Source organism: Micromonospora sp. MA102, from assembly GCF_025460765.1.
Classification (GTDB): Bacteria; Actinomycetota; Actinomycetes; order Mycobacteriales; family Micromonosporaceae; genus Micromonospora; species Micromonospora halotolerans.
The window spans coordinates 166,368-192,174 of record NZ_JAMWEG010000010.1 but is presented as its reverse complement, the minus strand read 5'-3'; the positions used below and the strand labels follow the sequence as shown (position 1 = coordinate 192,174).

The 25,807-nt window shown below is 75.1% G+C and carries 28 protein-coding genes; 20 read left to right on the top strand and 8 right to left on the bottom strand.

The window, feature by feature from the left end; translation table 11 throughout:
• Positions 1 to 25 precede the first annotated feature (25 nt).
• On the bottom strand, positions 26 to 538 hold the full coding sequence (locus NFX44_RS21340) for a hypothetical protein (protein ID WP_262285335.1): 513 nt from the start codon (positions 536 to 538) through the stop codon (positions 26 to 28).
• Positions 531 to 1,850 carry a molybdopterin-dependent oxidoreductase gene (locus NFX44_RS21335; RefSeq protein ID WP_262285334.1) on the bottom strand — a complete coding sequence of 440 codons (1,320 nt, stop codon included), beginning with the start codon at positions 1,848 to 1,850 and terminating at the stop codon, positions 531 to 533. Before NFX44_RS21335 ends, NFX44_RS21340 begins: the two co-directional genes overlap by 8 nt.
• Before the next feature lie 188 nt (positions 1,851 to 2,038).
• Between NFX44_RS21335 and NFX44_RS21330 the strand changes: the two genes are divergently transcribed.
• A complete protein-coding gene (locus NFX44_RS21330) occupies positions 2,039 to 3,100 on the top strand; it encodes an NAD-dependent epimerase/dehydratase family protein (protein ID WP_262285333.1) in 1,062 nt (353 codons plus the stop codon).
• 131 nt (positions 3,101 to 3,231) lie between these two features.
• Here the strand turns inward: NFX44_RS21330 and NFX44_RS21325 are convergent, their stop codons facing one another.
• Positions 3,232 to 4,731, bottom strand: a complete 1,500-nt coding sequence (locus NFX44_RS21325; protein WP_262285332.1) for a hypothetical protein — start codon at positions 4,729 to 4,731, stop codon at positions 3,232 to 3,234.
• 145 nt (positions 4,732 to 4,876) lie between these two features.
• Here NFX44_RS21325 and NFX44_RS21320 point away from each other — a divergent pair, with 145 nt between their 5' ends.
• Genes NFX44_RS21320 through NFX44_RS21310 form a run of 3 tightly spaced genes read left to right on the top strand, consistent with a single transcriptional unit; the run spans position 4,877 to position 6,884 of the window.
• On the top strand, positions 4,877 to 5,551 hold the full coding sequence (locus NFX44_RS21320; RefSeq protein ID WP_262285331.1) for a glycosyltransferase family 2 protein: 675 nt from the start codon (positions 4,877 to 4,879) through the stop codon (positions 5,549 to 5,551).
• The gene (locus NFX44_RS21315; RefSeq protein ID WP_262285330.1) at positions 5,548 to 6,258 is read left to right on the top strand and encodes a DUF2064 domain-containing protein; all 711 of its coding nucleotides are present in this window, start codon (positions 5,548 to 5,550) and stop codon (positions 6,256 to 6,258) included. The genes NFX44_RS21320 and NFX44_RS21315 overlap by 4 nt, the downstream gene beginning before the upstream one ends.
• Positions 6,255 to 6,884, top strand: a complete 630-nt coding sequence (locus tag NFX44_RS21310) for a class I SAM-dependent methyltransferase (protein WP_262285329.1) — start codon at positions 6,255 to 6,257, stop codon at positions 6,882 to 6,884. Before NFX44_RS21315 ends, NFX44_RS21310 begins: the two co-directional genes overlap by 4 nt.
• Positions 6,885 to 6,939: 55 nt before the next feature.
• On the opposite strand, the gene NFX44_RS21305 is transcribed toward NFX44_RS21310, so the two are convergent.
• Together NFX44_RS21305 and NFX44_RS21300 are read right to left on the bottom strand one after the other, a co-directional pair.
• Positions 6,940 to 7,965: a sensor histidine kinase KdpD gene (locus NFX44_RS21305; protein ID WP_262285328.1), complete on the bottom strand. Its 1,026-nt coding sequence runs from the start codon at positions 7,963 to 7,965 to the stop codon at positions 6,940 to 6,942.
• Positions 7,958 to 8,653 carry a response regulator transcription factor gene (locus tag NFX44_RS21300; RefSeq protein WP_262285327.1) on the bottom strand — a complete coding sequence of 232 codons (696 nt, stop codon included), beginning with the start codon at positions 8,651 to 8,653 and terminating at the stop codon, positions 7,958 to 7,960. Before NFX44_RS21300 ends, NFX44_RS21305 begins: the two co-directional genes overlap by 8 nt.
• 226 nt (positions 8,654 to 8,879) lie before the next feature.
• On the opposite strand from NFX44_RS21300, the gene NFX44_RS21295 reads away from it, so the two are divergent.
• Positions 8,880 to 9,503 carry a dihydrofolate reductase family protein gene (locus NFX44_RS21295; RefSeq protein WP_262285326.1) on the top strand — a complete coding sequence of 208 codons (624 nt, stop codon included), beginning with the start codon at positions 8,880 to 8,882 and terminating at the stop codon, positions 9,501 to 9,503.
• Between the two features lie 19 nt (positions 9,504 to 9,522).
• On the opposite strand, the gene NFX44_RS21290 is transcribed toward NFX44_RS21295, so the two are convergent.
• On the bottom strand, positions 9,523 to 10,773 hold the full coding sequence (locus NFX44_RS21290; protein ID WP_262285325.1) for a YncE family protein: 1,251 nt from the start codon (positions 10,771 to 10,773) through the stop codon (positions 9,523 to 9,525).
• Between the two features lie 201 nt (positions 10,774 to 10,974).
• Between NFX44_RS21290 and NFX44_RS21285 the strand changes: the two genes are divergently transcribed.
• The 5 genes from NFX44_RS21285 (at position 10,975) to NFX44_RS21265 (ending at position 13,513) form a co-directional block, all read left to right on the top strand.
• Positions 10,975 to 11,427 (top strand): RNA polymerase sigma factor, encoded by a 453-nt coding sequence (locus NFX44_RS21285; protein WP_262285324.1) that lies wholly within the window; start codon positions 10,975 to 10,977, stop codon positions 11,425 to 11,427.
• Positions 11,420 to 12,139: a hypothetical protein gene (locus tag NFX44_RS21280; protein ID WP_262285323.1), complete on the top strand. Its 720-nt coding sequence runs from the start codon at positions 11,420 to 11,422 to the stop codon at positions 12,137 to 12,139. Before NFX44_RS21285 ends, NFX44_RS21280 begins: the two co-directional genes overlap by 8 nt.
• Before the next feature lie 118 nt (positions 12,140 to 12,257).
• Complete coding sequence (locus NFX44_RS21275; protein ID WP_262285322.1) at positions 12,258 to 12,758, top strand: hypothetical protein; 501 nt, start codon at positions 12,258 to 12,260, stop codon at positions 12,756 to 12,758.
• A 77-nt stretch (positions 12,759 to 12,835) separates the two neighbouring features.
• Positions 12,836 to 13,021: a ribonuclease gene (locus NFX44_RS21270; RefSeq protein ID WP_262285321.1), complete on the top strand. Its 186-nt coding sequence runs from the start codon at positions 12,836 to 12,838 to the stop codon at positions 13,019 to 13,021.
• Positions 13,022 to 13,102: 81 nt separating this feature from the next.
• The gene (locus tag NFX44_RS21265; protein WP_262285320.1) at positions 13,103 to 13,513 is read left to right on the top strand and encodes a hypothetical protein; all 411 of its coding nucleotides are present in this window, start codon (positions 13,103 to 13,105) and stop codon (positions 13,511 to 13,513) included.
• Positions 13,514 to 13,558: 45 nt separating this feature from the next.
• Here NFX44_RS21265 and NFX44_RS21260 read toward each other — a convergent pair whose 3' ends face one another.
• The gene (locus tag NFX44_RS21260) at positions 13,559 to 14,782 is read right to left on the bottom strand and encodes a CdaR family transcriptional regulator (RefSeq protein WP_262285319.1); all 1,224 of its coding nucleotides are present in this window, start codon (positions 14,780 to 14,782) and stop codon (positions 13,559 to 13,561) included.
• Positions 14,783 to 14,865: 83 nt separating this feature from the next.
• Here NFX44_RS21260 and NFX44_RS21255 point away from each other — a divergent pair, with 83 nt between their 5' ends.
• The 5 genes from NFX44_RS21255 (at position 14,866) to NFX44_RS21235 (ending at position 21,926) form a co-directional block, all read left to right on the top strand.
• The gene (locus NFX44_RS21255; protein WP_262285318.1) at positions 14,866 to 15,957 is read left to right on the top strand and encodes a ferredoxin reductase; all 1,092 of its coding nucleotides are present in this window, start codon (positions 14,866 to 14,868) and stop codon (positions 15,955 to 15,957) included.
• Positions 15,958 to 15,973: 16 nt separating this feature from the next.
• On the top strand, positions 15,974 to 17,116 hold the full coding sequence (locus NFX44_RS21250; protein WP_262285317.1) for an acyl-CoA desaturase: 1,143 nt from the start codon (positions 15,974 to 15,976) through the stop codon (positions 17,114 to 17,116).
• Positions 17,117 to 17,360: 244 nt separating this feature from the next.
• On the top strand, positions 17,361 to 18,533 hold the full coding sequence (locus NFX44_RS21245; protein WP_262285316.1) for an alanine--tRNA ligase-related protein: 1,173 nt from the start codon (positions 17,361 to 17,363) through the stop codon (positions 18,531 to 18,533).
• A gap of 76 nt (positions 18,534 to 18,609) precedes the next feature.
• The gene (locus NFX44_RS21240) at positions 18,610 to 20,082 is read left to right on the top strand and encodes a 26S protease regulatory subunit (RefSeq protein WP_262285315.1); all 1,473 of its coding nucleotides are present in this window, start codon (positions 18,610 to 18,612) and stop codon (positions 20,080 to 20,082) included.
• A gap of 23 nt (positions 20,083 to 20,105) precedes the next feature.
• On the top strand, positions 20,106 to 21,926 hold the full coding sequence (locus tag NFX44_RS21235) for an acyl-CoA dehydrogenase (protein ID WP_262285314.1): 1,821 nt from the start codon (positions 20,106 to 20,108) through the stop codon (positions 21,924 to 21,926).
• Here the strand turns inward: NFX44_RS21235 and NFX44_RS21230 are convergent.
• Complete coding sequence (locus tag NFX44_RS21230) at positions 21,923 to 22,585, bottom strand: bifunctional 2-polyprenyl-6-hydroxyphenol methylase/3-demethylubiquinol 3-O-methyltransferase UbiG (protein ID WP_262285313.1); 663 nt, start codon at positions 22,583 to 22,585, stop codon at positions 21,923 to 21,925. The genes NFX44_RS21235 and NFX44_RS21230 overlap by 4 nt on opposite strands.
• 136 nt (positions 22,586 to 22,721) lie before the next feature.
• Between NFX44_RS21230 and NFX44_RS21225 the strand changes: the two genes are divergently transcribed.
• The 5 genes from NFX44_RS21225 to NFX44_RS21205 all read left to right on the top strand — a co-directional run bounded on the left by NFX44_RS21225 (position 22,722) and on the right by NFX44_RS21205 (position 25,807).
• A complete protein-coding gene (locus NFX44_RS21225) occupies positions 22,722 to 23,135 on the top strand; it encodes a nuclear transport factor 2 family protein (RefSeq protein ID WP_315974616.1) in 414 nt (137 codons plus the stop codon).
• Positions 23,136 to 23,247: 112 nt separating this feature from the next.
• A complete protein-coding gene (locus NFX44_RS21220) occupies positions 23,248 to 23,541 on the top strand; it encodes a hypothetical protein (protein ID WP_262285311.1) in 294 nt (97 codons plus the stop codon).
• 98 nt (positions 23,542 to 23,639) lie between these two features.
• Complete coding sequence (locus tag NFX44_RS21215) at positions 23,640 to 24,509, top strand: AraC family transcriptional regulator (protein ID WP_262285310.1); 870 nt, start codon at positions 23,640 to 23,642, stop codon at positions 24,507 to 24,509.
• Positions 24,510 to 24,570: 61 nt separating this feature from the next.
• A complete protein-coding gene (locus NFX44_RS21210) occupies positions 24,571 to 25,149 on the top strand; it encodes an alpha/beta fold hydrolase (RefSeq protein WP_262285309.1) in 579 nt (192 codons plus the stop codon).
• Between the two features lie 106 nt (positions 25,150 to 25,255).
• Positions 25,256 to 25,807: an RNA polymerase sigma factor gene (locus NFX44_RS21205; protein WP_262285308.1), complete on the top strand. Its 552-nt coding sequence runs from the start codon at positions 25,256 to 25,258 to the stop codon at positions 25,805 to 25,807.

Below are 25,807 nucleotides of genomic sequence, written 5' to 3'. Positions count from 1 at the left end.
CAGCCCTGACCAGGGTCTCCGCTGGTCAGGGCTGTTGCTTTCCCCGACGACCCCGACGACCCCGACGATCCCGACGACCCCGACGACCCCGACGACCCGGACGGGCCAGCCGGCGGGCGGCGTAGAGCAGCGCGCTTCCGGCGAAGAGCGCTCCGCTGACCGCCAGCCACCGGCCCAGCATTGCGCGAGGCGCCAGGCCGGTCGCCGCCAGGTAGGTGCCGTCCCCGAGCCCGAGGATGCCGGGCAGGTAGATCAGGAACAGCAGGCCGGCCCCGAGCGCCGGCACCCGGACGTGGTTGAGCGCCGACGGGACGCGGCCCCGGCCGAGGGCACGGCGCAGTACCCGGTCGACTGACGCGTACACCGGGAAGAGGATCAGGTCGTGCGCGATGACCGCGCCGAGGAACCAGAGCAGGATCCGGCCGGCCGACGCCTCACCGGCGAGCCGCAGCGCGATCCAGCCGGTGATCGCGAAGCATCCGGCCAGGAGCAGCAGGTGCCAGGGCGCGGCGCCGTAGGCGCGCCGGAACTCAGCCATGGAACACGATCTCCGCCACCCACTTGGTGCAGTGCACGCCGGGCAGCGCCGGCACGATGATCCGCGCCGGGTAGCCGTGGTCGAGGCTCAGGTCGACGCCGTTGACCCGCAGGGCGAGCAGCGCGTCCGGGTCGGTCACCTGACCGTCGTGCAGGGCGGCCTCGCGGAACAGGCCGGCGCGCTCCAGCGACCGGACCCGGGCGGTGGCCGGGTCGGCCGACCCGACCAGGGCGGCCAGGTCGCGCAACCGGACCCCCGTCCAGGTCTGCGTGGTGGACCAGCCCTCCACGCAGGCGATCGGCAGCACCGCGGTGTGCTGCGCCAGGGCGAGCAACCGGTCCCGGCCCAGGGCCACCGTGCGGTTTCCCGCGCGCAGCGTGAGCCGCCAGCCCGGCCCGGTCTGCTCCGGGGTCACCCCGGCCGCGGCGGCGCTGCGGTTGACCGGGAAGCCGGTCGGTCCGTCGCCGATCCGCCGGCCGCGGGGCAGCAGCAGCGCGGTGCCACGTAGCGCGTCGACGCTCTGCCCGACGGTCAGCGCCGCCAGCAGCAGCGCGCCGCCGCCGACCAGGGCGAGCACGCCCCGCCGGCTCATCGTGGCCGGCCCGGGGCGCCGCGCCACCAGGCCGTCGGGGTCCGCCGGTTCCGGCCGCGTCCGCTCCACCGGGGTACGCGTGAAGCCCGGCCCGCGCAGCGCGGTGACCATCCGGGGCAACTTGATCGCCACGTGGGCGACCAGCGCGGCCGTGAAGATCCACGCGCCGTACCAGTGCGCGGTGTAGAAGTCGAAGCCGAACAGGTACGCGTACTGGATGTTCAGCAGTCCGGTGGCCGTCTGGAAGAGGATGCCGCCGACCAGCAGCACCAGCGACAGCCGTTCCAGCAGTTGGGCGGTCGAGCGGGCCGGCGGCCAGTCGAAGAGTTTGGGCACCACCGACCAGAGCTTGCCCAGCACCACCGGCACCAGCACGATCCCGAGCGTCACGTGCAGCCCCTGGGTGAGGCGGAACAGCCAGGCGGGCCGGGTCGGCCAGTCGAACACGGGCGGGTGGAGCCAGCCCACGTCCCGGGGGAACGCCTGGTCGAGGCGGGGCCCGTAGGCGATCCAGTCGAGCAGCCCCGTCACGATCACCAGGGGGAGGGTGGCCAGCAGCACGGCGCCGAGCACCGAGGTGAGCCACGGCCCGCGGACCGGGCTGCGCCAGGCCCGGTCGGCGGCGTCGACGCCGGGCGGCCGGTGCCGGGCCAGCCCGGCCCACAGGGCGGCCGGCGCGGCCGACGGCGCGTCGTCCGGTGGCGGTGGGCTGGCGGGCACGTCTCCTCCTGGTCGGCGGTCGGGCCCCACCCGTTCGCCGGTGGCACCCTCACCAGGACGCTAGACGCCGTGACCGCCCGTCATTCCGTTTCGCCGCATTACCGAACCCTTACCGCCGTCCCTTACGGATCGCTGACGTCCGTCGGGAACCGCCGGACCGGGGCCGCCCGGTGCCCTAGCCTGGCCGCATGCGGGTACTGGTCACCGGCGCCGCCGGCTTCATCGGATCGCAGATCGCCGACCTGCTGGCCGCTGAGGGCCACGAGCCGGTGTGCCTGGACGCGCTGCTGCCCCAGGCGCACGGCGGCGCGCTGCCGGAGTGGTCCCGGCCGCACGACCCGGTGATCGGTGACGTCCGCGACGCCGCGCTGCTGGACCGGCTGCTGTCCGGGGTGGACGCGGTCTGCCACCAGGCGGCGATGGTCGGGCACGGGCTGGACCCGTCGGACGCTCCGGACTACGCCGCCCACAACGACCACGGCACGGCCGTGCTGCTCGCGGCCATGCACCGGGCCGGGGTGTCGCGGCTGGTGCTGGCCAGCTCGATGGTGGTCTACGGCGAGGGGCGCTACACCTGTGCCCTCCATGGGGTGGTCCGCCCGGCCCCGCGCCGGACCGCCGACCTGGCCGCCGGCCGGTACGACCCGACGTGTCCGGCCTGCGGCGGCACCCTCGACCCGGCCCTGGTCCCCGAGGACGCCCCGCTGGAGCCGCGCAGCACGTACGCGGCCAGCAAGCTCGCTCAGGAGCACTACGCGGCGGCCTGGGCCCGGCAGACCGGGGGCGGGGTGTGGGCGCTGCGGTACCACAACGTGTACGGCCCCCGGATGCCCCGCGACACCCCGTACGCGGGGGTGGCCTCGCTGTTCCGCTCGGCGCTCGCCGACGGCCGGCCGCCCCGGGTGTACGAGGACGGCCGGCAGCGCCGGGACTTCGTGCACGTCACCGACGTGGCCCGGGCCAACCTGCTGGCGCTCACCGCGCCCACGCCGGACGGCCTGGTCCCGGTGAACGTCTGCTCCGGCGAGCCGCACACCGTCGGTGACCTGGCCGCCGCGCTGGCCCGGGCGATGGGCGGCCCCGAGCCGGAGGTGGTCGGGGGAGCCCGGGCGGCCGACGTGCGGCACGTGGTGGCCGACCCGTCCCGAGCCCGCGACCTGCTCGGCTACACCGCGGAGGTCGGCTTCGCCGACGGCGTGACCGCCTTCGCCACCGACCCCCTCCGCGAGCCCGCCGCCCTGGCCGCCTGAACCGACGGTCCTCGTCGATCATGAGGTTGACGGCACGATCTGCCTGATCTGTCGCGGCCAACTTCATGATCACCCGGGGAGATTCCTGGAGATCACGGAACGGGACGTCGCCAAGGGCTTTAGCGGTGGGGTCAGGAGACCGTGAACAGCAGGTGGTTGACGGCTAGTGCGGTGAGCGCCTGGGCCAGCAGCCACCAGCGCCGGGTCGGCGGTGGCAGGTGCGCCACGGCCACCAGGAGCCAGACCGCGAACGGCAACCAGATCCGCTCCACCTCGGCCTTGCTCATCCCGGACAGGTCGGCGGCGGCCACCGCCAGTGCGGCGGCGGCGGGCAGCAGCACGGCCGGCCCGAGCGCGAGCACCCGGGCCCGCCACCGCCGACCGAGCCGGGCGGCACCGCTGCGGCCGACGGCAGCGCCGGCCCGGGCCGCGCCGCGCAGCCCCACGCCCGGCCGGTCGAGCACCCGGTCACCGGCCGGGCCGTCCGGCGGGGAGCCGGCGGACCGCCATACGGCCGGGGCGGCGAGCACCGCGCGGCGCAGCGCCGGACCGAGCACCGGCCCGGCGGAGAGCAGCAGCGCCGCCAGGTTCGCCCAGACCCAGTACGCGTACGGGCGATCGGCGGCCCAGCCCTGGTAGTACCGCTCGACCACCCGGTCGTACCCCTCCCACCAGCGGAAGCCGGCCAGGACGAACAGCGCGGTCACCGCGACGACGCCGGCCGTCGCGGCGAGCAGCGCGGACCGGCGCCGGTCGGGGCGCAGCGCCAGCACGGCCAGCGCCAGGACGCCGACCAGCACGAACCCGTACGACAGGTGCAGCGCGAAGCCCAGCAGCAGCCCGCCGGCCAGCGCGGCCAGGGGCCCGCGTACCGCCAGCAGCGCCAGGCCGGCGGCGACCACGCCGGTGAACACGGCGTCGCCGGAGGCGCCCAGCCAGACCGCGCCGGGGAGCAGCACGAGGAACGGCAGCACGGCCCGGGCCGCCTCGGCGGCGCCCAGCGCGCGCAGGGTGACCGGCACCGAGACCGCGGCCGTCGCGCCGACCAGCACGCAGCAGAGCGCCGCGGCGGTGCCGCCGCCCAGGCCGATCCGGTCCAGCCAGACGAAGACCAGCAGCGCGCCCGGCGGGTGTCCGGCGGTGTGGGTGGACCAGGAGTCGGGCTGGAAGTCGAGGATCCGGTCGGTGAATCCGGCGAGCATCGCGGGGATGTCGGTGACGCCGGGCACCTCGTGCAGGTACTCCGCCTGCACGGTGAGCCGCCGGGCCAGCCCGGCCGACCAGCCGTCCACCAGGGCCAGCGACAGCGTCCAGGCCACCGCGGCCAGCCAACCGGCCGCGAGCAGCGGGCCCCAGCGGGCGGTCCGCGCCCAGTGCAGGCCCGGCCCGAGCACGACCACCGCGACCAGCACGGCCAGCGGGGTGCCGACACCGGCGTGCGGCCGCCAGGTGGCGTAGAGCGGCGCGGCGTCCGCGTGCAGCCCGCCGCCGCGCCGGTTGAGCAGCAGCCCGACCGTGACCGCCGCGGCCAGCAGCACCGCCTCGACGGCCAGCGCGATCAGGTCACCGCGGCGCCCGGGGGCGGTCCGCCGGGGGCCGGGAACGCGGGGCAGGGTGGCTGCGGCTCTCATGACGACCGGACGGTACGGCCCGGCGGCGGCCCGCGGCAGCCGATCCGCCGGCTCGTCACCGGATGGTAAGAAATCCCTGCTCGGTAAGGGTTCCGTAAGCACGATCGGGGCCTGGCGTGGCGCGGACCGGCCTAGCGTCGGCGGCATGCCGACACAGATCGACGTGGTGCTGCCGTGCCTCGACGAGGCCGCCGCCCTGCCCGGCGTGCTGACCGCGCTGCCGCCCGGCTACCGGGCGATCGTGGTGGACAACGGGTCCCGGGACGGCTCGCCGGAGGTGGCCGCCCGGCACGGCGCGCGGGTGGTGCGGGAGCCCCGCCGGGGCTATGGGGCGGCCGTGCACACCGGCCTGGAACACGCCGAGACCGAGCTGGTCTGCGTGCTCGACGCCGACGGCTCCTTCGACCCGGGGGAGCTGCCCGCCCTGGTCGCCCCCGTGGCGGCCGGCACCGCCGACCTGGCGGTGGGCCGGCGGCGGCCGGTGTCCGCCGGGGTCTGGCCCTGGCACGCCCGGGCCGGCACGGCGCTGGTCGCGGCGCTGCTGCGGCAGCGGGGGGTGCCGCTGCGCGACCTGAGCCCGATCCGGGTGGCCCGACGGGACGCCCTGCTCGCCCTCGGGGTCACCGATCGCGCCTTCGGCTACCCGCTGGAGCTGATGATCCGCGCCGCCGCGGCCGGCTGGCGCATCCACGAGCGCGACGTCCGCTACGCCCCGCGCGCCGCCGGCACCCGGTCGAAGGTCTCCGGCTCGGTCCGCGGCACCGTCCGCGCCACCCGGGACTTCCTCACCGTGCTCCGCACCGTGGACGGCCCGCGATGACCGTCCTGCTGGTGATGGCGAAGGCGCCCGTGGCCGGCATGGTCAAGACCCGCCTCTGCCCGCCCGCCGAGCCCGCGCAGGCGGCGCGGATCGCCGCGGCCGCGCTGCGCGACACCCTCGACGCCGTCGCCGCCACCCCGGGTGTCGTCCCGGTGCTGGCCCTGGCCGGCCGGCTCGCCGCCGCCGAGGACGGGCCGGACCTGGCCGCCCTGGTCGCCGGCTGGCCGGTGCTGCCGCAGCGCGGCGACGATCTCGCCGACCGGCTCGCGCACGCGCACGCCGACGTGGCCGACGCGTACCCGGGGCGGCCCGTGCTCCAGATCGGCATGGACACCCCGCAGCTCACCGCGGCGCGGCTGGCCGCCGCCGTACGCCGGCTCGGCGCGACCGGAACCGACGCGGTGCTCGGCCCGGCCGCGGACGGCGGCTGGTGGGCGCTGGGGCTGCGCGACCCCCGGCGGGCGGCGGCCCTGCGCGGGGTGCCGATGTCCACCCCGGACACCGGGCGGCGTACCCGGGAGGCGCTGGCCGGGTGCGGACTGCGGATCGGGACGCTGCCGGTGCTGCGGGACGTGGACGACTGGACCGACGCGCTCGCCGTTGCCGCCCTGGTCCCCACGGGCCGCTTCGCCCGGGAGGTGGCCGCCACGGGGCGGGCCCGGCCGGTTCGGGAACCGGGACGGCACGTCGTCGGGGGCCGGCGGTGAGCGTCGACGGGTTCGCCACCGCGCTGCGGCACCGGGACGCCACCGCGCACTGGCTGGTGCACGCCGACGGGTCGCGCCGCCGGTTGCCGGTGGAGCGGTGGCACGGGCCGGCCGAGCCGGCGACCGCCGCCGTGGTGTCCCGCTGCGCCGGCCCGACGCTGGACCTGGGCTGCGGGCCGGGCCGGCTCACCGTGGCGTTGACGCGGGCCGGGCTGGTCACCGTGGGAGTCGACGTCTCGGCGCGTGCGGTGGCGCTGACCCGGAGCCTGGGCGTGGTCTCGGTCCAGGCCGACCTGTTCGACCCGCTGCCCGCCGAGGGCCGGTGGCGGCACGTCGTGCTGCTGGACGGCAACATCGGCATCGGCGGTGACCCGGGCCGGCTGCTGCGCCGGTGCCGGGAGCTGCTCCACGCCGACGGGACCGTCCTGGTCGAGCTGGACCCGCCCGGCAGCGGCAGCTGGCAGGGCCGGGTGCGGGTGGTGTCGGGGCGGTACCGGGGGCCGAGTTTCGGCTGGGCCCGGCTGGACACCCGGGCGGTGCACGAGACGGCCGCGGCGGCGGGCCTCGCGGTCCGCGAGGTGTTCCAGGCCGACGACCGCTGGTTCGCCGAGCTGGTCCGGCGGTAGACCGCAGCCGCCGGCCGGTGGTCAGGCCGTAGGCCGGAGCCGCCGGCTGCTCAGCTCAGGCGGCCAGCGGCAGCCGGACGACGAAGCGGCAGCCGTCGGCGACGTTGCCCACCTCGACCCGGCCGCCGTGCGCCTCGACGAGGCCGCGCACGATCGCCAACCCCAGCCCGCCGGAGCCCTCCACGCCGCCGCTGTCGCGCGGGGGAGTGCGGGCCCGTTCCCCCCGGAACGCCACGTCGAACACCCGGGGCAGGTCGCGCTCCGGGATCCCACCGCAGGTGTCCGCCACGGCCAACCAGGCGGTGTCCGCGTCCCGGCCGGCGTCCACCCGGACGGTGCCGTCCTCCGGCGTGTAGCGGATCGCGTTGAGCAGCAGGTTCCCCACCACCCGGGCCAGCTCCGGCTCGCTCGCGGTCACCGTCGGCCAGCCGGACTCGGGGGCGAGCAGCCGGATCCGGCGCGCGGCGGCCAGTGGCGCGCTGCCGGCCAGCGCGTCGGACACCACGTCGCCGAGCGGCACCGCGGACAGCGACAACCGCAGCGCGCCGGCGTTGATCCGGGAGAGCTCGAACAGGTCGTCGACGAGCCGGGTCATCCGGTCGGTCTCCACCCGGATCCGGCGGTGGTACTCGGCGACCGTCGCGTGATCGCCCACCACCCCGTCCTCCAGCGCCTCGGCCATCGCCCGCAGCCCGGCGAGCGGGGTGCGCAGGTCGTGGGAGACCCAGGCGACCAGGTCCCGCCGCCCCTTCTCGATCCGGCGTTCCCGCTCCCGCGCCTGGTCGGCCCAGACCGCCGCGGCGGCCAGCCGGCGGCCGAACAGCCAGCCGACCGCGAGGCTCACCACCGCGGCGGCGGAGAGCGTGGTCAGCACCACCTCGAGGTCGTGCGGGGAGAGGAACATCGCCTCGGCGACCACCGCCACCCCGGCCGCCACGGCGCCGACCGTCATGGCGAGCAGCACGGAGATGTGCACGGTGATCGACCGGCCGCGCAGCAGCCGCAGCGCCACCGCGCCGGCCAGCCCGACGGCGAGCGCCGCGACCAGCGCCGCCCCGAAAATCAGCGCCAGGTCACGCATCGGCCGGCTCGTACCGGTAGCCGACGCCCCAGACCGTGACGATCCGGCGGGGATCGGCCGGGTCGGTTTCGATCTTCTCCCGGAGCCGCCGCACGTGGACGGTCACCGTCGACTGGTCGCCGAAGCTCCACCCCCAGACCCGCTCCAGCAGCTCGGCCCGGCGGAACGCCCGCGCGGGATGCCGCATGAGGTGCACGAGCAGGTCGAACTCGCGCAGCGTCAGGGTCAGCTCCCGGCCGTGCAGCCGGGCCACCCGGGGGCCTGTCGCCACCTCCAGGCCGCCGTCGGCGAGCAGTTCCGGGGGTACGCCGGCCGGGTCGCCACCGGCGCGGCGCAGCACCGAGCGGACCCGCAGCACCAGCTCGCGGGGCGAGAACGGCTTGCTCAGGTAGTCGTCCGCGCCCAGTTGCAGGCCGAGGATCCGGTCGGCCTCGTCGCCACGGGCGGTGAGCATGACGATGGGTACGCCGTCGGGCCGCTCCCGCAGCCGCCGGCAGACCTCCAGCCCGTCGAGCACGGGGAGCATCAGGTCGAGCACCACGAGGTGCGGCGGGTGCCGGGCCACGGCGGCCAGCGCCCCGGCCCCGTCCCCGACGTGCGCGACCTCGTAGCCGGCGTGCTCCAGGTAGCGGCAGACCACGTCGGCGACCGTGCGGTCGTCGTCGACCACCAGCACCCGCTGCGCCACGTGCACCTCCCCGTACCCGAGGGGCCAGCGTAGCCACGGGTGGGTGGCCGATCCATTGCCGAGTTCTTACGGCGGTGGGCGGCGGGTCGGGCCGCCGGCGGGTCCCTCCTCGACGTACGTCCGGCTACGGTGACGGGAGACACACGCCGGCGGCCCCGCACGCACGACCGACGAGCCCGCCGGCGGGCGGTCTCCGCCACGTTCGAGGTCCGCCACGGGAGGACGCATGAGCAGCACCGCGGAACGCGGCCCGGTGAAGGCCGCCATCACCGTGTCACTGGACGGCTACGTCACCGGTCCCGACGACCACGCGGGCCAGGGGCTCGGCGTCGGCGGCGAGCGGCTCCACTACTGGGTGATGGGCGGCCCGTGGACCTACGAGTCGGAGCGCGAACCCGGCGCCGGCATGAGCGACGAGGACCGGGCCTACTTCGACACGCTGCTCGCGGGGACGGGCGCCGGCCTGTGCGGCCGGGGCATGTACGACAGCGCGGGCGGCTGGGGCGGCCGGAACCCGTTCCAGGGAACCCTGGTCGTGCTGACCCACCGCACCGCGGACCAGCCCGACCCGAGCAGCGGGTTCCTCATGGTCGACGGGTTCGACGAGGCGCTGGCGGCGGCCCGGCGGGCGGCCGGCGACGGCGCTGTCGCCATCGGCGGCGGGGCGGACGTCATCCGGCAGGCGCTCACGGCCGGGGTCGTCGACGAGCTCGGCGTCACCACCGCTCCGGTCGTCCTGGGCCGGGGGAAGCGGCTCTTCGAGGGCTTCGACCGCGATCTCGACCTGAAGATCCTCTCGGTCCACCACTCGCCGTACGCCGTTCACGTGCGGTACGCCGTCCTGCGGTGAGCCCCTGGTGGCGCGGCGTTCAGGGGCGTGCCGCGAGGCCGCGCAGGCCGACGAGTCCGGGCACCGGGACGCGGCCGAGTTCCCGGCCGCTGGCGGCGTCGTGCCAGCTCACCGCGTCCCGCTGGCCCAGATAGAGGCGGCTGCCGTCAGGGCTGGCCACCAGGCCGGAGACCGGCTCGCGCGCCTGCCAGTCCACCGTGCCGGTCAGGCGGCTGAGATCCAGGGCCCGGACCGCCGTGCCGGCGGCGAGGAAGAGGCGGTCGGAGCCGGCGGTGGCGTGGGCGGCGCCGGCGCCGCGGGCCAGCGGCACCGTCCGGCGTACCGTCAGGTCCTCGGTGGAGATGTCCGCGACGGTGCCCGACGAGATGTCGGCGACGAGGAGCCGACCGCCGTCGGGGCTGATCGCCATGGTGTGGCCGGCCGCGGTCGCCTCGCCGAACGGGTGCGGCAGATCGATGCAGTACGCCCACCACTGCGCCAGGTGCAACGTGTGGACGAACGCGTGCGCGTTGCCGGGCCGTCCGCTCACGAGGTCCCGGGTGTGCTGGTGGCCGGGCTGGTGGGTGTAGAGCGTGTAGAGGACGGTGCGGTCCGGTGCGAGCACCGCCTGGCGGCCGTCGCCGCGCATCTCCTCCTCGGCGCCGGGTGGCACCGGCTGCTTGTCGCGGGTGGCCAGCGGGCCGGGCTGGCCGGTGGCCAGGTCGACGACCCGCACCCGGTAGCGGTCCGGCGCGGCCGCCGGGAGCCATTCGAGGACGAACAGCCCGGTGCGGTCGGCGGTGAACGCCTCCGGAACGAAGTTGCCCGGCAGGTCGAGGCGGTGGCGCAGCCCGTTGACGTCGGCGACCAGCACCGGCGTCACCTCCCGCCCGGCGGGCCGGCCGCCGTTCACCGTCGCCGTGGTCGTGGTGAGCGCCACGCCCGTCCCCTCGGCGGAGACCACCTGGGGCAGCCAGCGTCCGGGTAGCGCCGTCCTCGCCGAGGCGCGGCCGGTCGTGGTGTCGATCCGCCAGCAGGCGGTGTCGGGGCCCGCGGGGGCGGTCGCGAAGATCCAGGCGCCGTCCGCGCTGGCGACGGCGCGGGGGATCGTCCGCCGGTCGGCTCCGCGCAGGAGAACCTGTCCCGCGTCGACCTGGACGAGCAGCGGATCGGGGACGGTGACGGTCGGGGCGGAGGTCCTGGCGCGGGTCGGCTCGCAGCCGGCCAGTGCGGCGGCGCCGGCACCGGCGAGCAGGGTCAGGACGCCGCGGCGGGAGATGGTGACGGTCATGCCGAGGTGACACCCTCGAAGCCGTCGAGGTTCCATCCCGCAGAAGGTGGAACCGTCCGGGCGCGACCGGTGTCATGAGGGTGGTCGAAGGGGAGGTCTCCACTGGACGACGACGAGCTTGTCCGCCGCGCCCGCACCGGTGACCTGGAGGGGTACGAACTCCTGGTCGCCCGGCACACCGCGTCCGCGTACCGGACGGCGGTGCTGCTCGGCGCCGGATCGGACGCGGAGGACGTCATCCAGGAGGCGTTCGTGAAGGGGTTCCGCAGTCTGTCCCGCTACCGCGGCGAGTCGTCCTTCCGGTCGTGGCTGCTCGCGATCGTCGCCAACGAGACCCGCAACCTGCACCGGTCCCGCAGCCGGCGGGACGGGCTGGTCCTGCGTGCGGCGGCGCAGGACGGGCCGGCGGTCGGCGAGGACGTCGCGGTCGGCGGGGTCCTCGCCGCGGAACGCCGGGCCGCGCTGGTGGCGGCGCTGCGCCAGCTGCCGGTCAAGGACCGCGAGGTGATCGTGTGCCGGTTCCTTCTCGACCTGACCGAGGAGGAGACCGTGACGACGCTCGGCTGGCCCAGGGGCACGGTGAAGTCGCGGACGTACCGGGCTCTGGCCAAGCTGCGCGGCCTGCTCGACCGCGAGGAGGTGCGCCGTGGATGACCTCGAACGCGAACTGCGCGACCTCGCCACCTGGCTGGAGACGCCCGAGGTCCCCGACGTGACCGCCCGGGTGCGGGCCCGGCTGGCCGCGCCGGCCCGCCGCCGGCGCCGCTGGCGCTACTGGCTCGCCGCGGCGCTGGCCGCGCTGCTCGTCGCCCTGCTGCCGCCGGGGCGGGCCGCCATCGCCGACGCGGTGACGGGACTGCTGCGCTTCTCGGGGATCGTCATCGAGACCACGCCGGTGCCGGCGCCGCACACCGGCACACCCTCGCCGCTGCCGGAGCAGCGGCCCGCCTCCCTCGTCGAGGCGCAGCGGCACGTCCGCTTCCCGATCCGCGTACCGGTCGAGCTGGGCGAGCCGGAACAGGTGCTGGTCGCCGACCCGGACGGCGCCGGGGCGTACCGGGTGGCGACGCTGCTCTACCGCGGCGGGACCCTGCGCCTCGACGCCTTCGACGGTCAGCTCGATCCGGTCTTCCACAAGCAGATCAGTGGGCCCGGCGTCGAGTGGGTCCAGGTCGACGGCGACTTCGCCGTCTGGATCGGCGGCCCGCACGAGCTGGCGTACGTCGACCGCACCGGCACGGTCCGGGTGGAGACGGCGCGGCTCGCCGCGGCCACGCTGATCTGGGAGGACGCCGGCGTCAGCTACCGGCTGGAAGGTGACCTCCGCCGGGACGAGGCGACCGGGATCGCCGCCTCCCTGGACTAGGCGCCTGTCGCCCCGCGCGACCGCTCGCCCGCCACGGGAGGAACCTGCGCGGCCCGACCGGTGTCCTCAGGACAACGGGGTGCCACCGACCGGCGCCCACCCGGTGCGGAGGTGCGAGATGCGTTCATGGGGCAGGCTCCTGCTGGGGTCGGTGGTGCTGCTGGCCGGTTGCACCACCGCGAGCCGGTCGGCCGCGCCGCCCAGCCCGGCGGCGGTCGCGCCCACCGGCTGTGCCGGGCGGGTGGAGGAGGGCCGGCTGCCCGACTGGGCCGACGCCGGGTTCAGCGGGGACGCCCGCGCCCCGCACGTGTTCGGCGCGAAGGGCGACATCGTGGCCGTGCTGTTCGGCCATCCGCTGACGGTCGACCGGACGGAGGGACCGAACAACAAGATCCTCTGGGTGGCCCGGCCGGCGGCGACCCCGTCGCCCGACCCCGACGCGTCGACCACCCTCGTCATCACCGCCTCCCTGGGCGGCACCACCACCCGGGTGACCCGCACGGTCGCCGGCGGCCCCGGCCCCTCGATCGTCGACCTGCCGCAGGCCGGCTGCTGGCACCTCGACCTCCGCTGGTCCGGGCGCACCGACACCATGGACCTCGTCTACCTCCCCGCGTGACGGCAGCATGGTCTCCGGGCGCTCCGCCTCGCCGGGACCGGCGCATGAACGGGGCGACGGCCGGGTAGTCGGTGGTGATGACCACACCTGAGCAGAGCCGGCAGCAGGAGGACGCGCTGGAGACCGGCGCGGTGTACCAGGACGCCGAGGGGCGCCGCACCAGGGACGCCGGCGCCGGCGCCGCGAACGCGGACAGCGAAGCCGACCGCAACGCCGAGCACCTGAGGCGCGGCGAGGTCGGCCCGGGCGTCCCGGAGGAATAGGCCCGGTCGGCCGCTGGGGCGCGGCCCCGCGGAGTGCGACGATGGCTGTCCACGATGCCGGCATCCGGACGGGGGACGGTCATGACGCGGGACAGCGAACCAGCCGCGCGTCGCCGCCTGCTCGGCGACGCGCCTCTGCACGTCCTCGCCGTCGTGGTCTTCGGGCTGCTCGCCTGGTCCGGGCTGGCCGGGCTGGACCGGGAGGTGGCCGGGTTGGCCGTTCCCTCGTTGATCGTCGGGCTCGCGGGCGTCGTCCGGGCGGTCCTGGCGGTCGCCGGGTTCCGGCCGCCCGCCACCCGTCCGGCCGCGCGGCGGGCGGTCCGGGGGATCCCGGTGCTGATCGCCGTGGTCGCCCTGGCGACCGGGTTCGCCCTTGCCCCGGACGGGATGGACCGGGGCTTCGTCATCGCGGTGGACGCCGTCCTCGCCGGCGCGCTGGCCGCCTACGCGTTCCTGGGCGAACCGCGGCCCGCCGTCGCCGGGACCCGCTGACACCCGGACCGGCCGGCCCGGCGCCGCGCGGGACGCGCCCGGTGGTCATTCCGTCTTCGGCGGGGTGGGCGGGACGGCCAGGGCGATGGTGAGGGCGAGCACCGTGGCCGGTTCGTGGAGCCGGTCGCCGTACAGCTCGCGGAGTTTGCCCATCCGGTAGCGGACGGTCTGCGGGTGCACGAACAGGTCGGCGGCCACGTCGTCGCGGCGGCCCTGGTGCAGCAGCCAGGAGCGCAGCGTCTCGGCGAGCCGGTGCGCGGTGGCCGGCGGCAGGTCGGCCAGCGGCGCGAGGGCCTGGGCGCGCAGGTCGGCCAGCCCCTCCGGGTCCATGCTGAGCAGCAGTTCGGCCAGGTGGTGCTCGGTGTCGACCGGCCCGGCGTCCGGTTCGCCGAGGCCGAGGGCGAGCGCCCGGGTGGCCCGCTGGTAGGAGGCGGCGACCCGGTGCCACGGCCGGGCCGGCCCGAGCACCGCCCCGTGCCCGTGCAGCAGGCGGGTGAGCTGGCGCCGCCGGGCGCCGTGGGTGTCCGGCACCAGCAGGACGGCCAGTTCCTCGGCCGGGTCCATGCCGGGCAGGTCCTCGCCGCTCTCCAGGGTGTGCGGGCCGAGCAGGGCGAGCACCGCGCGCAGGTTGCGGCGGGGCAGGAGGACGACGGTGAGGGTCTGCGGCAGCGGCCAATCGGCCCGTTCGGCGCTGCGCCGCAGGATGTCCTCGGGTTCCCCGGCGAGCAGCTGCTGCGTGAGCCGTTCCATGTTGCGGCGGCGGGCCCGGCCGGCGCTGGCCCGCTCGTCGGCGTGCCCGGCCACGCTGGCCGCGGACAGCTCGTCGATGTACGCGAACATCAGCTCGGCGAACTCGGCCACCGTCTCGGCGGACAGCCCGCTGCGCACCGTGGTGGCGGAGACCTCCCGCCACGCCACCCGCGCCCCCACCCGGTATGCGGCCAGCAGCGCGTCCATGCTGCGCCCCGAGCGGGCCTCGCCGCTGCCCAGCGCGTACGCGGCCTCCAGGGCGGGGGCCAGCGGGGTGCTCGGATCGGCCAGCTGTGCCCCGTCGATGAGCTGGAGGAAGGTGCCCAGGGCGATGCGTACCGCGTTCTCGATCTTTTCCCGCATCGTGCCGGTGAGCGCGCCGGAGTAGTCGGGCACCTCGGCGGTGATCGCGGTGACGGTACGCTCGGCGACGACGGGGAGCCGGTCCCGGAGGCGGGCCGACACCCGCGCGTCGAGTTCGAGATGGGCCGCGCGATAGCTCGCGTGGTCGTCCGACATGTTGTTCTCCCCGAACAAGAACCTGCGACCATTTCACCTTTGCCGGTCAAGATGTTATGCGATCACGCAGTCACCCTGGTGATATGACCACAACTGCCCCCCGCCGCTCCCAGAAGGTGACCTTCCGGGACAGACTGTCGCGGCTGGCCGGCGCGGTCACCACCCCGCTGCTGCCCGGCGACTACCTCGACCTCGTGGCGCCGCTGCGGGCCGGCGCCCCGCTGCGCGGCCGGATCGTCGCCGTCCGGCCGGAGACCCGGGACGCGGCGACCGTGGTCATCCAGCCGGGCCGCAGCTGGCGGGGACACCTGCCCGGACAGTACGTGCGCCTCGGCGTGGACGTCGACGGAGTGCGCCAGTGGCGCGCGTACTCGGTCACCTCGACGCCGGGCGCCGCGGACGGCCTGATCTCCGTCACCGTGAAGGCGATCCCGGACGGCAAGGTCAGCAACCACCTGGTCCGCCGGGTGCGGCCCGGCACGATCGTCCAGCTCGACCAGGCGCAGGGCGACTTCGTCGTGCCCGAGGCGACCCCCGGACCGGTCCTCTTCCTCACGGCCGGCAGCGGCATCACCCCGGTCATGGGGATGCTCCGCGCCGGCCTGCACGACCGCGCCGACGTGGTGCTGGTGCACTCGTCGCCGACCCGGGACGACGTCATCTTCGGCCCGGAGCTGCGGGCGCTCGCCGAGGCCGGCGCGCTGCGGCTGGTCGAGCGGCACACCGACACCGACGGCCTGCTCGGCGTCGACGAGCTGGCCGGCCTGGTGCCCGACCACCTCGACCGGCAGGCCTGGGCCTGCGGGCCGATCGGCATGCTCGACGCCGTCGAGGGGTACTGGGAGGCACAGGGGCTCGCCGACCGGCTGCACACCGAACGGTTCCGCCCGACCGTGATCTCGCCGGGGGAGGGCGGCACCGTGACGTTCACCGGGGCCGGCGTGACCGTCGAGGCCGACGGGGCCACCCCGATCCTCGACGCCGGCGAGCGGGCCGGGGTGCTGATGCCGTCCGGCTGCCGGATGGGCATCTGCTTCGGCTGCGTCGTCCCGCTGCGGGAGGGCGCGGTGCGCGACCTGCGCAACGGCGACGTCACCACCGCCGTTCCCGGTGACGGCGTGCTCGTGCAGACCTGCGTGTCGGCGGCCGCCGGTACCTGCGACATCGAACTCTGACAGGAGGCCCTCCGACGTGACAGTGATCCAGAAGAAGGCGGACAACCCGATCGCCCACCTCAGCGCCGAGGACATCGAGATCATCGGCAAGGAGCTGGACGCGATCCGGGACCGGGTGATCGCCGACCGGGGTGAGCGGGACGCCCGCTACATCCGCAAGGTGATCAAGACCCAGCGAACGCTGGAGCTGAGCAGCCGCGCCGTGCTGCTGTTCTCGCTGTTCCCGCCGGCCTGGATCGTCGGCACGGCCGGCCTCTCGGTGGCCAAGATCCTGGACAACATGGAGATCGGGCACAACGTCCTGCACGGGCAGTGGGACTGGATGCGCGACCCGAAGATCCACTCGACCACCTGGGACTGGGACCACGTCTCCCCTCCGGAGCAGTGGAAGCACTCGCACAACGAGCTGCACCACCGCTACACCAACGTGCTCGGCAAGGACAACGACCTCGGCTACGGCATCATGCGGGTCGACGAGGACCAGCCGTGGCACCCGGCGTACCTGGGCCAGCCGTTCTACAACTTCGTGAACGCCTGCTTCTTCGAGTACGGCATCGCCGCGTACGACCTGGAGCTGGGGGAGAACCTCAAGAACGGCCGGCACAAGGACCCGGGGTTCCGGGCCCGCGCCAGGGCGGTCGGCCGCAAGATCCGCCGCCAGGTGCTCAAGGACTACGTGCTGCACCCGCTGCTGTCCGGCCCGTCGTTCCTGTCCACGCTCGCCGCCACGTTCACCGCGAACCTCATCCGCAACCTGTGGAGCCACTCGGTGATCATGTGCGGGCACTTCCCGAACGGCGTGGAGACCTTCGAGAAGACCTCCATCGACGGCGAGACCCGCGGCGAGTGGTACCTGCGGCAGATGCTCGGCTCGGCCAACATCAGCGGCCCCCGGCTGCTGCACATCATGACCGGCAACCTGTCGTTCCAGATCGAGCACCACCTCTTCCCCGACCTGCCGAGCAACCGCTACCAGGAGATCGCCCCGCAGGTCCGGGCCCTGTTCGACCGGTACGGGCTGAAGTACACCACCGGCCCGCTGCCCAAGCAGGTCGCCTCCGCCTGGTGGAAGGTGATCCGGCTGTCGCTGCCCAACCGGCGCGCCGACCGCCGCCGACAGGTGGCCCCGGCCCCGCTGGTCTCCTCCGGCACGGCCTGACCGGCCGCCGCCCACCGGAGAGGTATTCCGGTGGGCGGCGCCACCGCCGATCGGCTACCGTCATGGGCATGGACCTCAGGCGCAGCACCACCGCCGCAGCCGCGCGAGCTTCCCGCTCGCCGGTTGCCGCCGCCTGACCTGCCCCATCCCCGCCGGCGACCGGAAACGGTCCGCCGGCGTCGTCGTGTCACGCCACCGCCCGCGCGGCGGACCGTCCGGTCGTCCCCACCGGAAGGCCCGTGCCATGACACCCGACCAGATCGTCCGCACCTTCGTCGACCACTACCACCGCCGCGGCCACCGGGACGCGCCGGAGAGCTCGCTCGTCCCGTCGCCCGGCGACCCGGTGCTCTTCACCACCTCCGGCATGCACCCGCTCACCCCGTACCTGCTGGGCCGCCCGCACCCCGGCGGCCGGCGGCTGGTCAACGTGCAGCGCTGCCTGCGCACCACCGACCTGGACGAGGTGGGTGACCGCACCCACCTGACCGTCTTCGAGATGCTGGGCTCCTGGTCGCTCGGCGACTACGACATCGCGACCAGCCTGCGCTGGGGCCACGAACTGCTCACCGAGGGCTTCGGCATCGACCCGGGGCGGTTGCACGCCACCGTGTTCGGCGGCGACGACCAGGTCGGCCCGGACGAGACGGCGTTCGCCACCTGGACCGGGCTGGGCGTGCCGGTCGAGACCAACGGCGCGGAGAACTGGTGGTCCAACGGCCCCACCGGCCCGTGCGGGCCCGACTCGGAGATCTTCCTCTGGACCGGGGACGGGCCGCCGGTCGGCACCCCGGGCACCGACGAGCGCTGGATGGAGGTGTGGAACCACGTCCAGATGCGCCACCACCGGCACCCGGACGGCCGGCTGACGCCGCTGCCGACGGCGAGCATCGACACCGGGATGGGCCTGGAACGGCTGGAGATGGTGCTGCGCGGTGGCCGGTCGGCCTTCGAGGGCGCGGGCCTGAGCCCCTGGGTCGGCGCGGTCCGCGGCCGGTGGGACCTGCGCGGCGCGGACCTGCGGGTGGTCGCCGACCACCTGCGCTCCGCGGTGGTCGTGCTCGGCGACGGGGTACGCCCCGGCAACACCGGCCGCGGGTACGTGCTGCGCCGGCTGGTCCGGCGGGCGCTCACCGTGCTGTGGCGCGACGACCCGGCGCGGAGCCTGACCGAGTTGCCGCTGGACGCGTACCGCGACACGCTGCGCCGGTTCCGCCAGGACGCGGACGCCGGCCCGCTGCGCGACCTGCTGCTGGCGGAGGAGCGGCGCTTCCGCGGCCTGCTGGAGCGGGGCCGGCCGCTGGTCGACCGGGTCCGCGCGCGCGGACCGCTGACCGAGCGCGACTACCACTGGCTGCACGACACCCACGGGCTGCCCCGGGACCTGGTCGACGGCCTGCTGGCCGAGGCGGGCTGAGCCGCGCCGGTGGCCGGGGCGGCGCCACGGTGCCAGACTCGGCAGCGGAGACCGCCGCAGCGAGGGATGTGGTCGCATGACCGGGTACGAGGTCCGGCCGGACGTGGAGACGGTGACCCTGCTCGGCGCCCGGGTGACCGTCACCGACGCGACGGCGCTGCTCGCCGCCGCCCAGGACGGGCCGGTGGAGCTGCTGGCCGGCGGCGACTTCCCCGCGCCGGTGCGGGAGGTGCGCTGCACCGTGCGCGCCGACAGCCGGGACGGGCGGCCGGTGCACCGCTTCGAGGCGTACCTGCGGGCGGACCCCGCGCTGCCCGGCGCCGGCCTGCTCGCCCTCGGCCTGGCCGGGCCGGTCGGGCTGCTCGTGGCCCAGCGGCTCGCCGCCCGGGGCGGGGACGGGCCGGCCGCCGCCGTCGGCCGGGTCGCCGCCGAGGCCGGCCGCCGGCTCGGGCTGCGGCCCACGGGGGCCGCCCTCGCCGAGCCGTCGCGTGACCCGGCCGGCCGGGCGGTGCTGCGCACCGCCGAGGAGGCCGGCCTGCGCCCGGAGGTCAGCCACGACGGGCCGACCGTGCGGATACGCGCCGAGGTGCCCAGCGCCGACGTGACGGCGGCGCACCTGACCGCCATGGTCGGCGTGGTGCTCCAGACCGTCCGGGAGCTGGCCGGCGACACCCCGGAGCCGACGCTGCTGCGCGGCCGGTCGTACCCCGTGGGTCACCGCGCGGCCGCGGCGGTGCCGCGCAGCGCGGCGGTGACCCTCGACCAGGTCGGCGGCCTGGCCGAGGTGGTCGCCCGGTTCCGCGAGGTCGCCGTGTCGTTCCGGCACCCGCAGGCGATGGCCCGCTGGGGGGCGCGCCGGCCGCAGGGCATCCTGCTGTACGGGCCACCGGGCACCGGCAAGACCATGCTGGCCCGGGCCCTGGCCAACGAGATCGGCGCGGACTTCGTGGAGATCCGCACCCCGGAGATCCTCGACAAGTTCCTCGGCGGCTCCGAACGCAACATCAAGCGGATCTTCCGGGAGGCGCGCCGCTACCGGCGGCCCACCGTCATGCTCTTCGACGAGTTCGACAGCATCATCAGCTACGCCGGCTCCGGCGGCGACGCGGCCAGCCAGGCGGTGAACGCGGTGGCCGGCATCTTCAAGCAGGAGATGAACACCCTGTTCGAGGAGAACCCGGACGTCATCGTGGTGGCCACCACCAACTTCCCGCAGCGGGTGGACGCCTCGCTGACCCGCTCCGGCCGCTTCGACCTCAAGATCGCCATCCCGGCGCCGGACGAGGCCGGCCGCGCGGAGATCCTCGCCAAGATGATCCGCGAGCTGATCGACAGGCACGAGCGGCCCGGCTTCCGGATGTTCGCCGCCGACGTTGACCCGGCCGCGCTGGCCGCGACCACACCCGGGCTCACCGGAGCCGACCTGCGGGAGGTGCTGCGCCGGGTGCAACTCGCCAAGGCGCTCCGGGAGGCGACGGAGGGTGCGCCGCCGGCCCCGATCAGTCAGGATGACCTCCGAGAGGCCGTCGCCGGGCTGCGCCGCGGCTGACGACGGCCGACGGAAGGAGTCCCGTGTCGTCGTCGTCCACCCTGCTGTCCCGTCGCGATCTGGCGTTCCTGCTCCACGACTGGCTCGACGTCGGCCGGCTGACCGAACGCCCGCGCTACGCCGAGCACTCGCGGGAGACCTTCGACGCCGTGCTGGACCTCGCCGCGCAGGTCGCCGCCGAGCAGTTCGCCCCGCACAACCGGGCCGCCGACGCCAGCGAACCGACCTTCGACGGGCAGCGGGTCCGCACCATCCCGCAGGTGAAGGCCGCCCTCGACGCGTACGCCCACACCGGCCTGCTGGCCGCCACGATGGACGAGTCGGTCGGCGGCATGCAGCTGCCGCACGCCGTGGCCGCCGCCTGTTCCGCCTGGTTCCAGGCCGCCAACGTGGCCACCGCCGCCTACCCGTTCCTCACCCTCGGCAACGCCAACCTGCTGCTCGCCCACGGCAGCGCCGAGCAGATCGACACCTGGGTCCGGCCCATGGTGCAGGGGCGGTTCTTCGGCACCATGTGCCTGTCCGAACCGCAGGCCGGCAGCTCGCTCGCCGACATCACCACCCGGGCCGAGCCGCAGGACGACGGGACGTACCGGCTGGTCGGCACCAAGATGTGGATCTCCGGCGGGGAGCACGACCTGGCCGAGAACATCGTCCACCTGGTGCTCGCCCGCATCCCCGGCGGGCCGCCCGGGGTGAAGGGCATCTCGCTGTTCATCGTGCCGAAGGTGCTCCTCGACGACGACGGCGCGCTCGGGCCCCGCAACGACGTGGTGCTGGTCGGCCTCAACCACAAGCTCGGCTACCGGGGCACCACCAACACGCTGCTGAACTTCGGCGAGGGCGTGCACCGCCCGTACAGGCGGCCCGGGGCGGTCGGCTACCTGGTGGGGGAGCCGCACCAGGGGTTGGCGCAGATGTTCCACATGATGAACGAGGCGCGCATCGGCGTGGGCGCCGGCGCCACCGCGCTCGGCTACACCGCCCACCTGAAGTCCGTGGCGTACGCCCGGCAGCGCCCCCAGGGCCGGCCGGCCGGCGACAAGGATCCCACCGCCCCGCAGGTGCCGATCGTGGCGCACGCCGACGTCCGCCGGATGCTGCTGGCGCAGAAGAGCTACGTGGAGGGCGCGCTCGCCCTGATCCTCTACTGCGGGCGGCTGCTCGACGAGGAGAAGACCGCCCCGGCCGAGGCCGACCGCAGCCGCGCCCACCTGCTGCTGGACCTGCTCACACCGATCGCCAAGAGCTGGCCGTCGCAGTGGTGCCTGGCCGCCAACGACCTGGCCATCCAGGTGCACGGCGGCTACGGCTACACCCGGGACTACGACGTCGAGCAGCACTGGCGGGACAACCGGCTCAACCCCATCCACGAGGGCACCCACGGCATCCAGGCGCTCGACCTGCTGGGCCGAAAGGTCATCATGCGCGACGGCGCCGGCCTGGAACTGCTGCTGGAGACCATCCGAGCCACCGTCACCCGGGCCTGGAAGACCGACGGCGAGGCGGCCGAGCTGGCCGGCCGGCTCGGTGCGGCGGTCGACCGGATCGCCGTGGTCACCCGGCGGCTGCACGGCGCCGGCGATCCCGAGGTGACGTTGGCCAACGCCTCGCTCTACCTGGAGGCCGTCGGGCACGTGGTGATCGCCTGGATGTGGCTGGAGCAGCTGCTCGCCGTGGAGGCGCTGGGCAGCCCGGACGGCCCGGACGCCGACTTCCTCGCCGGCAAGCGCCAGGCCGCCCGGTACTTCTTCCGCTACGAGCTGCCCCGGACCGGGCCGCAGTTCGACCTGCTGGAGAGCCTGGACCGCACCACCCTGGACACCCGGGAGAGCTGGTTCTAAGCCGCCTGGGACTTCCGGCGAGCGAGCAGAGTGGAGTCGTCGACGTCGACCGTCACACCGTCGCGGGTCACCGTCCGGGGGCGCTGCTCGACCACGAGGGCCTCGAAGTCGTCCGGCAGCCCGGGCAGCAGATCCTCGGCGAGGAACATGGCCCGGCGGTGGCTCGCGGTCAGGTGGGTGAACATCTCGTGCGGCGCGTGGCCGACGACCAGCAGGTGCCCGCCGGGTGCGACGGCGCCGGCCAGCCGGCGGGTCACCTCCACCATCCCGCCGTCCGGCGGGTGCAGGAAGTGGCTGGTGACCAGGTCGTAGGACCGGCCGTCCGCCGCGAAGGTCCGCGCGTCGACCTGCCACCAGTCGGTGCGGTCGGCGACGCCGGCCTGCTCGGCGTGCCGGGCCGCGCGGGCCAGGCCGTTGGCGGAGAAGTCGGCGCCGGTGACCCTCCAGCCCTGCCGGGCCAGCCAGATCACGTCGCCGCCCTCGCCGCAGCCGACGTCGAGCGCGGTGCCGGGCGTCAGGCCGGTCACCTCGGCGACGAGCTGAGCGTTGGGGTTGCCGCTCCAGATCTTCTCCGCGCCGGAGTACCGCTCGTCCCAGGCCGGCGGCTCGAAGATGGCGGCCGCGTCCTCCTCGGCGTGCTGGTGTCCGTGTTCACTCATGCGGCGGCTTCCTTCCCCGTCGGGCTCGTGCTGTCCACGCCACCAGCATCCGGAACGCCCTCCGCCGTTGACAAACTTTCTTGCTGTTCCGGCAAATCCGGCCCGCCCCGTGGGCACGCGTTGCGGCCGTCCGAGGTTGTCGGTGCCGGTCGGTAGCGTCCGCGCCGTGAGTGACACCGCCATCAGCCGGCAGGCCGCCCAGGACTACGTCGACCGTCTCGAACGCCGCGACTGGCCCGGGTTGGCGGGCCTGCTCACCGACGACGTGGTCTACGAGATGCCGCAGACCCGGGAGCGCATCCGCGGTCGCGAGGCGTTCCTGCGGTTCAACATCGACTATCCCGGTGACTGGCACCTGCGGGTCCGCCGGCTGGTCGCCGACGGCCGGTTGGCGGCCCTGTGGCTCGACGTCCGGGTGGGCGACGAGCGGCAGGACGCGTGTGTCTGGCTGGAGGTGTCCGAGCAGGGCCTGATCAACCGGATCGTCGACTACTGGCCGGAGCCGTACGAGCCGCCGCAGGGCCGGGAACACCTCGTCGAGCGATGGTGAGCACCGCTGCTCGGCTGCATAGCTGACGCCGACCGTCGTTTCCGAAGCGGTGACGGGGAGAACGCCATCCTCGGCGGCGCTGGGGTTTCGGCCTGCGTGAGAACATGCGTCCATGAGCAGCGATGCCCGACTCGAGGTCAGCGCCCTGGCCATCAACGTCACGATCCCCGAGGGGCTCCGCTGGACCGACACCCGCCGCGGCGAGGAGTTCACGCTGACCACGCTCAACGTCCGGCTCCTGCCGGACGGGCGCCTCGCGGCGAAGGCCTACGGCCGCCCGACCGCCGGTGGCCGCGGCACCTACGTCTCGTTCCCCGTGCCCGAGCGGCCCGAGCTGGTGGCCCTGGTCGACCGGGCTGCCGGCCGCGCCGGCGAGCTGTGGGCGGCGCACCGCGGTCTCGGCTGACCGCTCCGCTCCCGGGGAGCGACATGATCGGATCGGGCCACAGCGGTCGGGCGCGGCCGGGGTCCCCCGGGCCAGTCTTGACGTCGAAGGGAGGCCTCGTGATCTCGGCACTCAACCGGCTCGTCGATGTCGTCGAAGAGCACCTGACCGGGGATTTCGACGTCGTCGGACTGGCCAGGACGCTCGGCACGACCGAATACCACCTGCGCCGGATGTTCTCGTCGCTGGCCGGCATGCCGCTGTCGGAGTACGTGCGCCGGCGCCGCATGACCGTGGCCGCTGCCGACGTCGTTCGCGGCCAGGACGACCTGCTGAGCATCGCGGTCCGGCACGGATACGGCTCGACGGAGGCGTTCGGACGGGCGTTCCGGGCGGTCCACGGTGCCGGACCCGGTGACGTCCGCCGCGACGGAGGCCCCCTTCGCACACAACCGCAGCTCAGGTTCCGCCTGAGCGTCGAAGGGAGCAGACCCATGGACACCCGCATCGTCGACCGCCCCGCGTTCCGGCTCGTCGGACACGCGGTCCGGGTCCCGCTGATCCACCACGGCGTCAACCCGCACATCCAGCGGCACATCACCGGACTGCCGAGGGAGGAGCATCTCCGGCTGAAGAGCCTCGGGGACACCGAGCCGCCGGGCCTCCTGCAGGTCTCCGACGACGTCGACCCGGACGGCGCCGAGGGCAGCGAACTGACCTACCTGCACGGGGTCGCTGTCTCGGCGGACACGTCGGTCCCGGACGACCTCGACGCCATCGAGGTCCCCGCCGGCAGGTGGGCCGTCTTCCGCACCACCGGACCGCACCCGCAGGTCCTGCAGGAAACCTGGGCCGCCACCGCGACCGACTGGTTTCCCTCCAACCCGTGGCGTCTCCGGCCCGGACCCTCGATCGTCACGATCCTCGACCACGCGGACGACTTCAGCACGGCGACCTGCGAACTGTGGCTGCCCGTCGAACCGGCGTGACGATCCCTTCCCGCCGGCACAATCGTCGTTGTCCGACCCGAGCGCGCGGAGGTGGATCGTCATGGCAGTGACCCGGCAGGTCCTGTTCATTCAGGGCGGCGGCGCGGGCGTGCACGACGAGTGGGACGACAAACTGTTCGACAGCCTGAGGCGGGAGCTCGGAGACGGGTACGAGGTCCGCTACCCGCGCATGCCCGACGAGGACGATCCCAGCTACGCCGGGTGGAGCGCGGCGATCCGGCGGGAGATGGCGGCCCTGGACGACGGCGCGGTCGTCGCCGGCCACTCGGTGGGCGCCACGATCCTCGTCGCCGCGCTCGCCGAGCGACCACCGGAGCGGGAACTCGGCGCGATCGTGCTGATCGCCGCGCCGTTCGTCGGTGCGGGCGGTTGGCCCGGCGAGGAGTTCGAGCTGCCGCACGACCTCGGTGCGCGGCTGCCGCACGGCGTACCCGTGCACGTGTTCCACGGGCTCCGGGACGACACGGCCCCACCGTCGCATGCCGACCGGTACGCCCGCGCCGTCCCGCAGGCACGGCTGCACTTGCTGCCCGGGCGCGATCACCAGCTGGACAACGACCTGAGCGAGGTGGCCAGGACGATTCGTTCCGGCGACCCCGGGCCCGTCACGCCGGGATAGTCCGGGCTCTGGAGGAGCTCTCGTTCCGGTAACACCCACGCCCCGCCGGACGAAGAAGGGGTGTAACGGCTACGAGAGAGGACGGCCCGTGCATGATCCTGGCTCAGTGGAGGGTGACATCTCCGGCATCGGAGCCGATCCGGTGGCCTTCGAGATCTTCTACCGGCGGCACGTCGAAGCGGTGGGCCGGTTCGTGGCCCGGCGGGTCGACGACCCCCACCTCGCCGCCGACCTGACCGCCGACGTGTTCCTCGCGGTGATCGAGTCGGCGGCCGGCTACCGGCCGGACCGGGGCAGCCAGATCGCCTGGCTGTTCGGGGTGGCCCGCAACGTCATCGCCGACGAGCGGCGCCGGGCGGCCCGACGGCTGGGGGTGACCGGCCGGCTGGCCGGACGGCGGGACCTGGCCGCCGACGACATCGCCCGCATCGAGGAGCGGATCGACGCCGAGGCGGCGGCGCGCCGCACCTGTCGGGCGCTGAGCGGGCTGCCCGAGCACACCCGGGCGCTGGTCGAGAGCGTCGCCGTGGACGGCCTCACCGTCGCGGAGGCGGCGGCCGCGCTCGGGATGTCCCCGGTCGCGGCCCGGGTCCGCCTGCACCGCGCCCGTCGCACCGTCCGCGCCGTGCTCGCCCGCCCGGCCACCACCCTCGCCTGA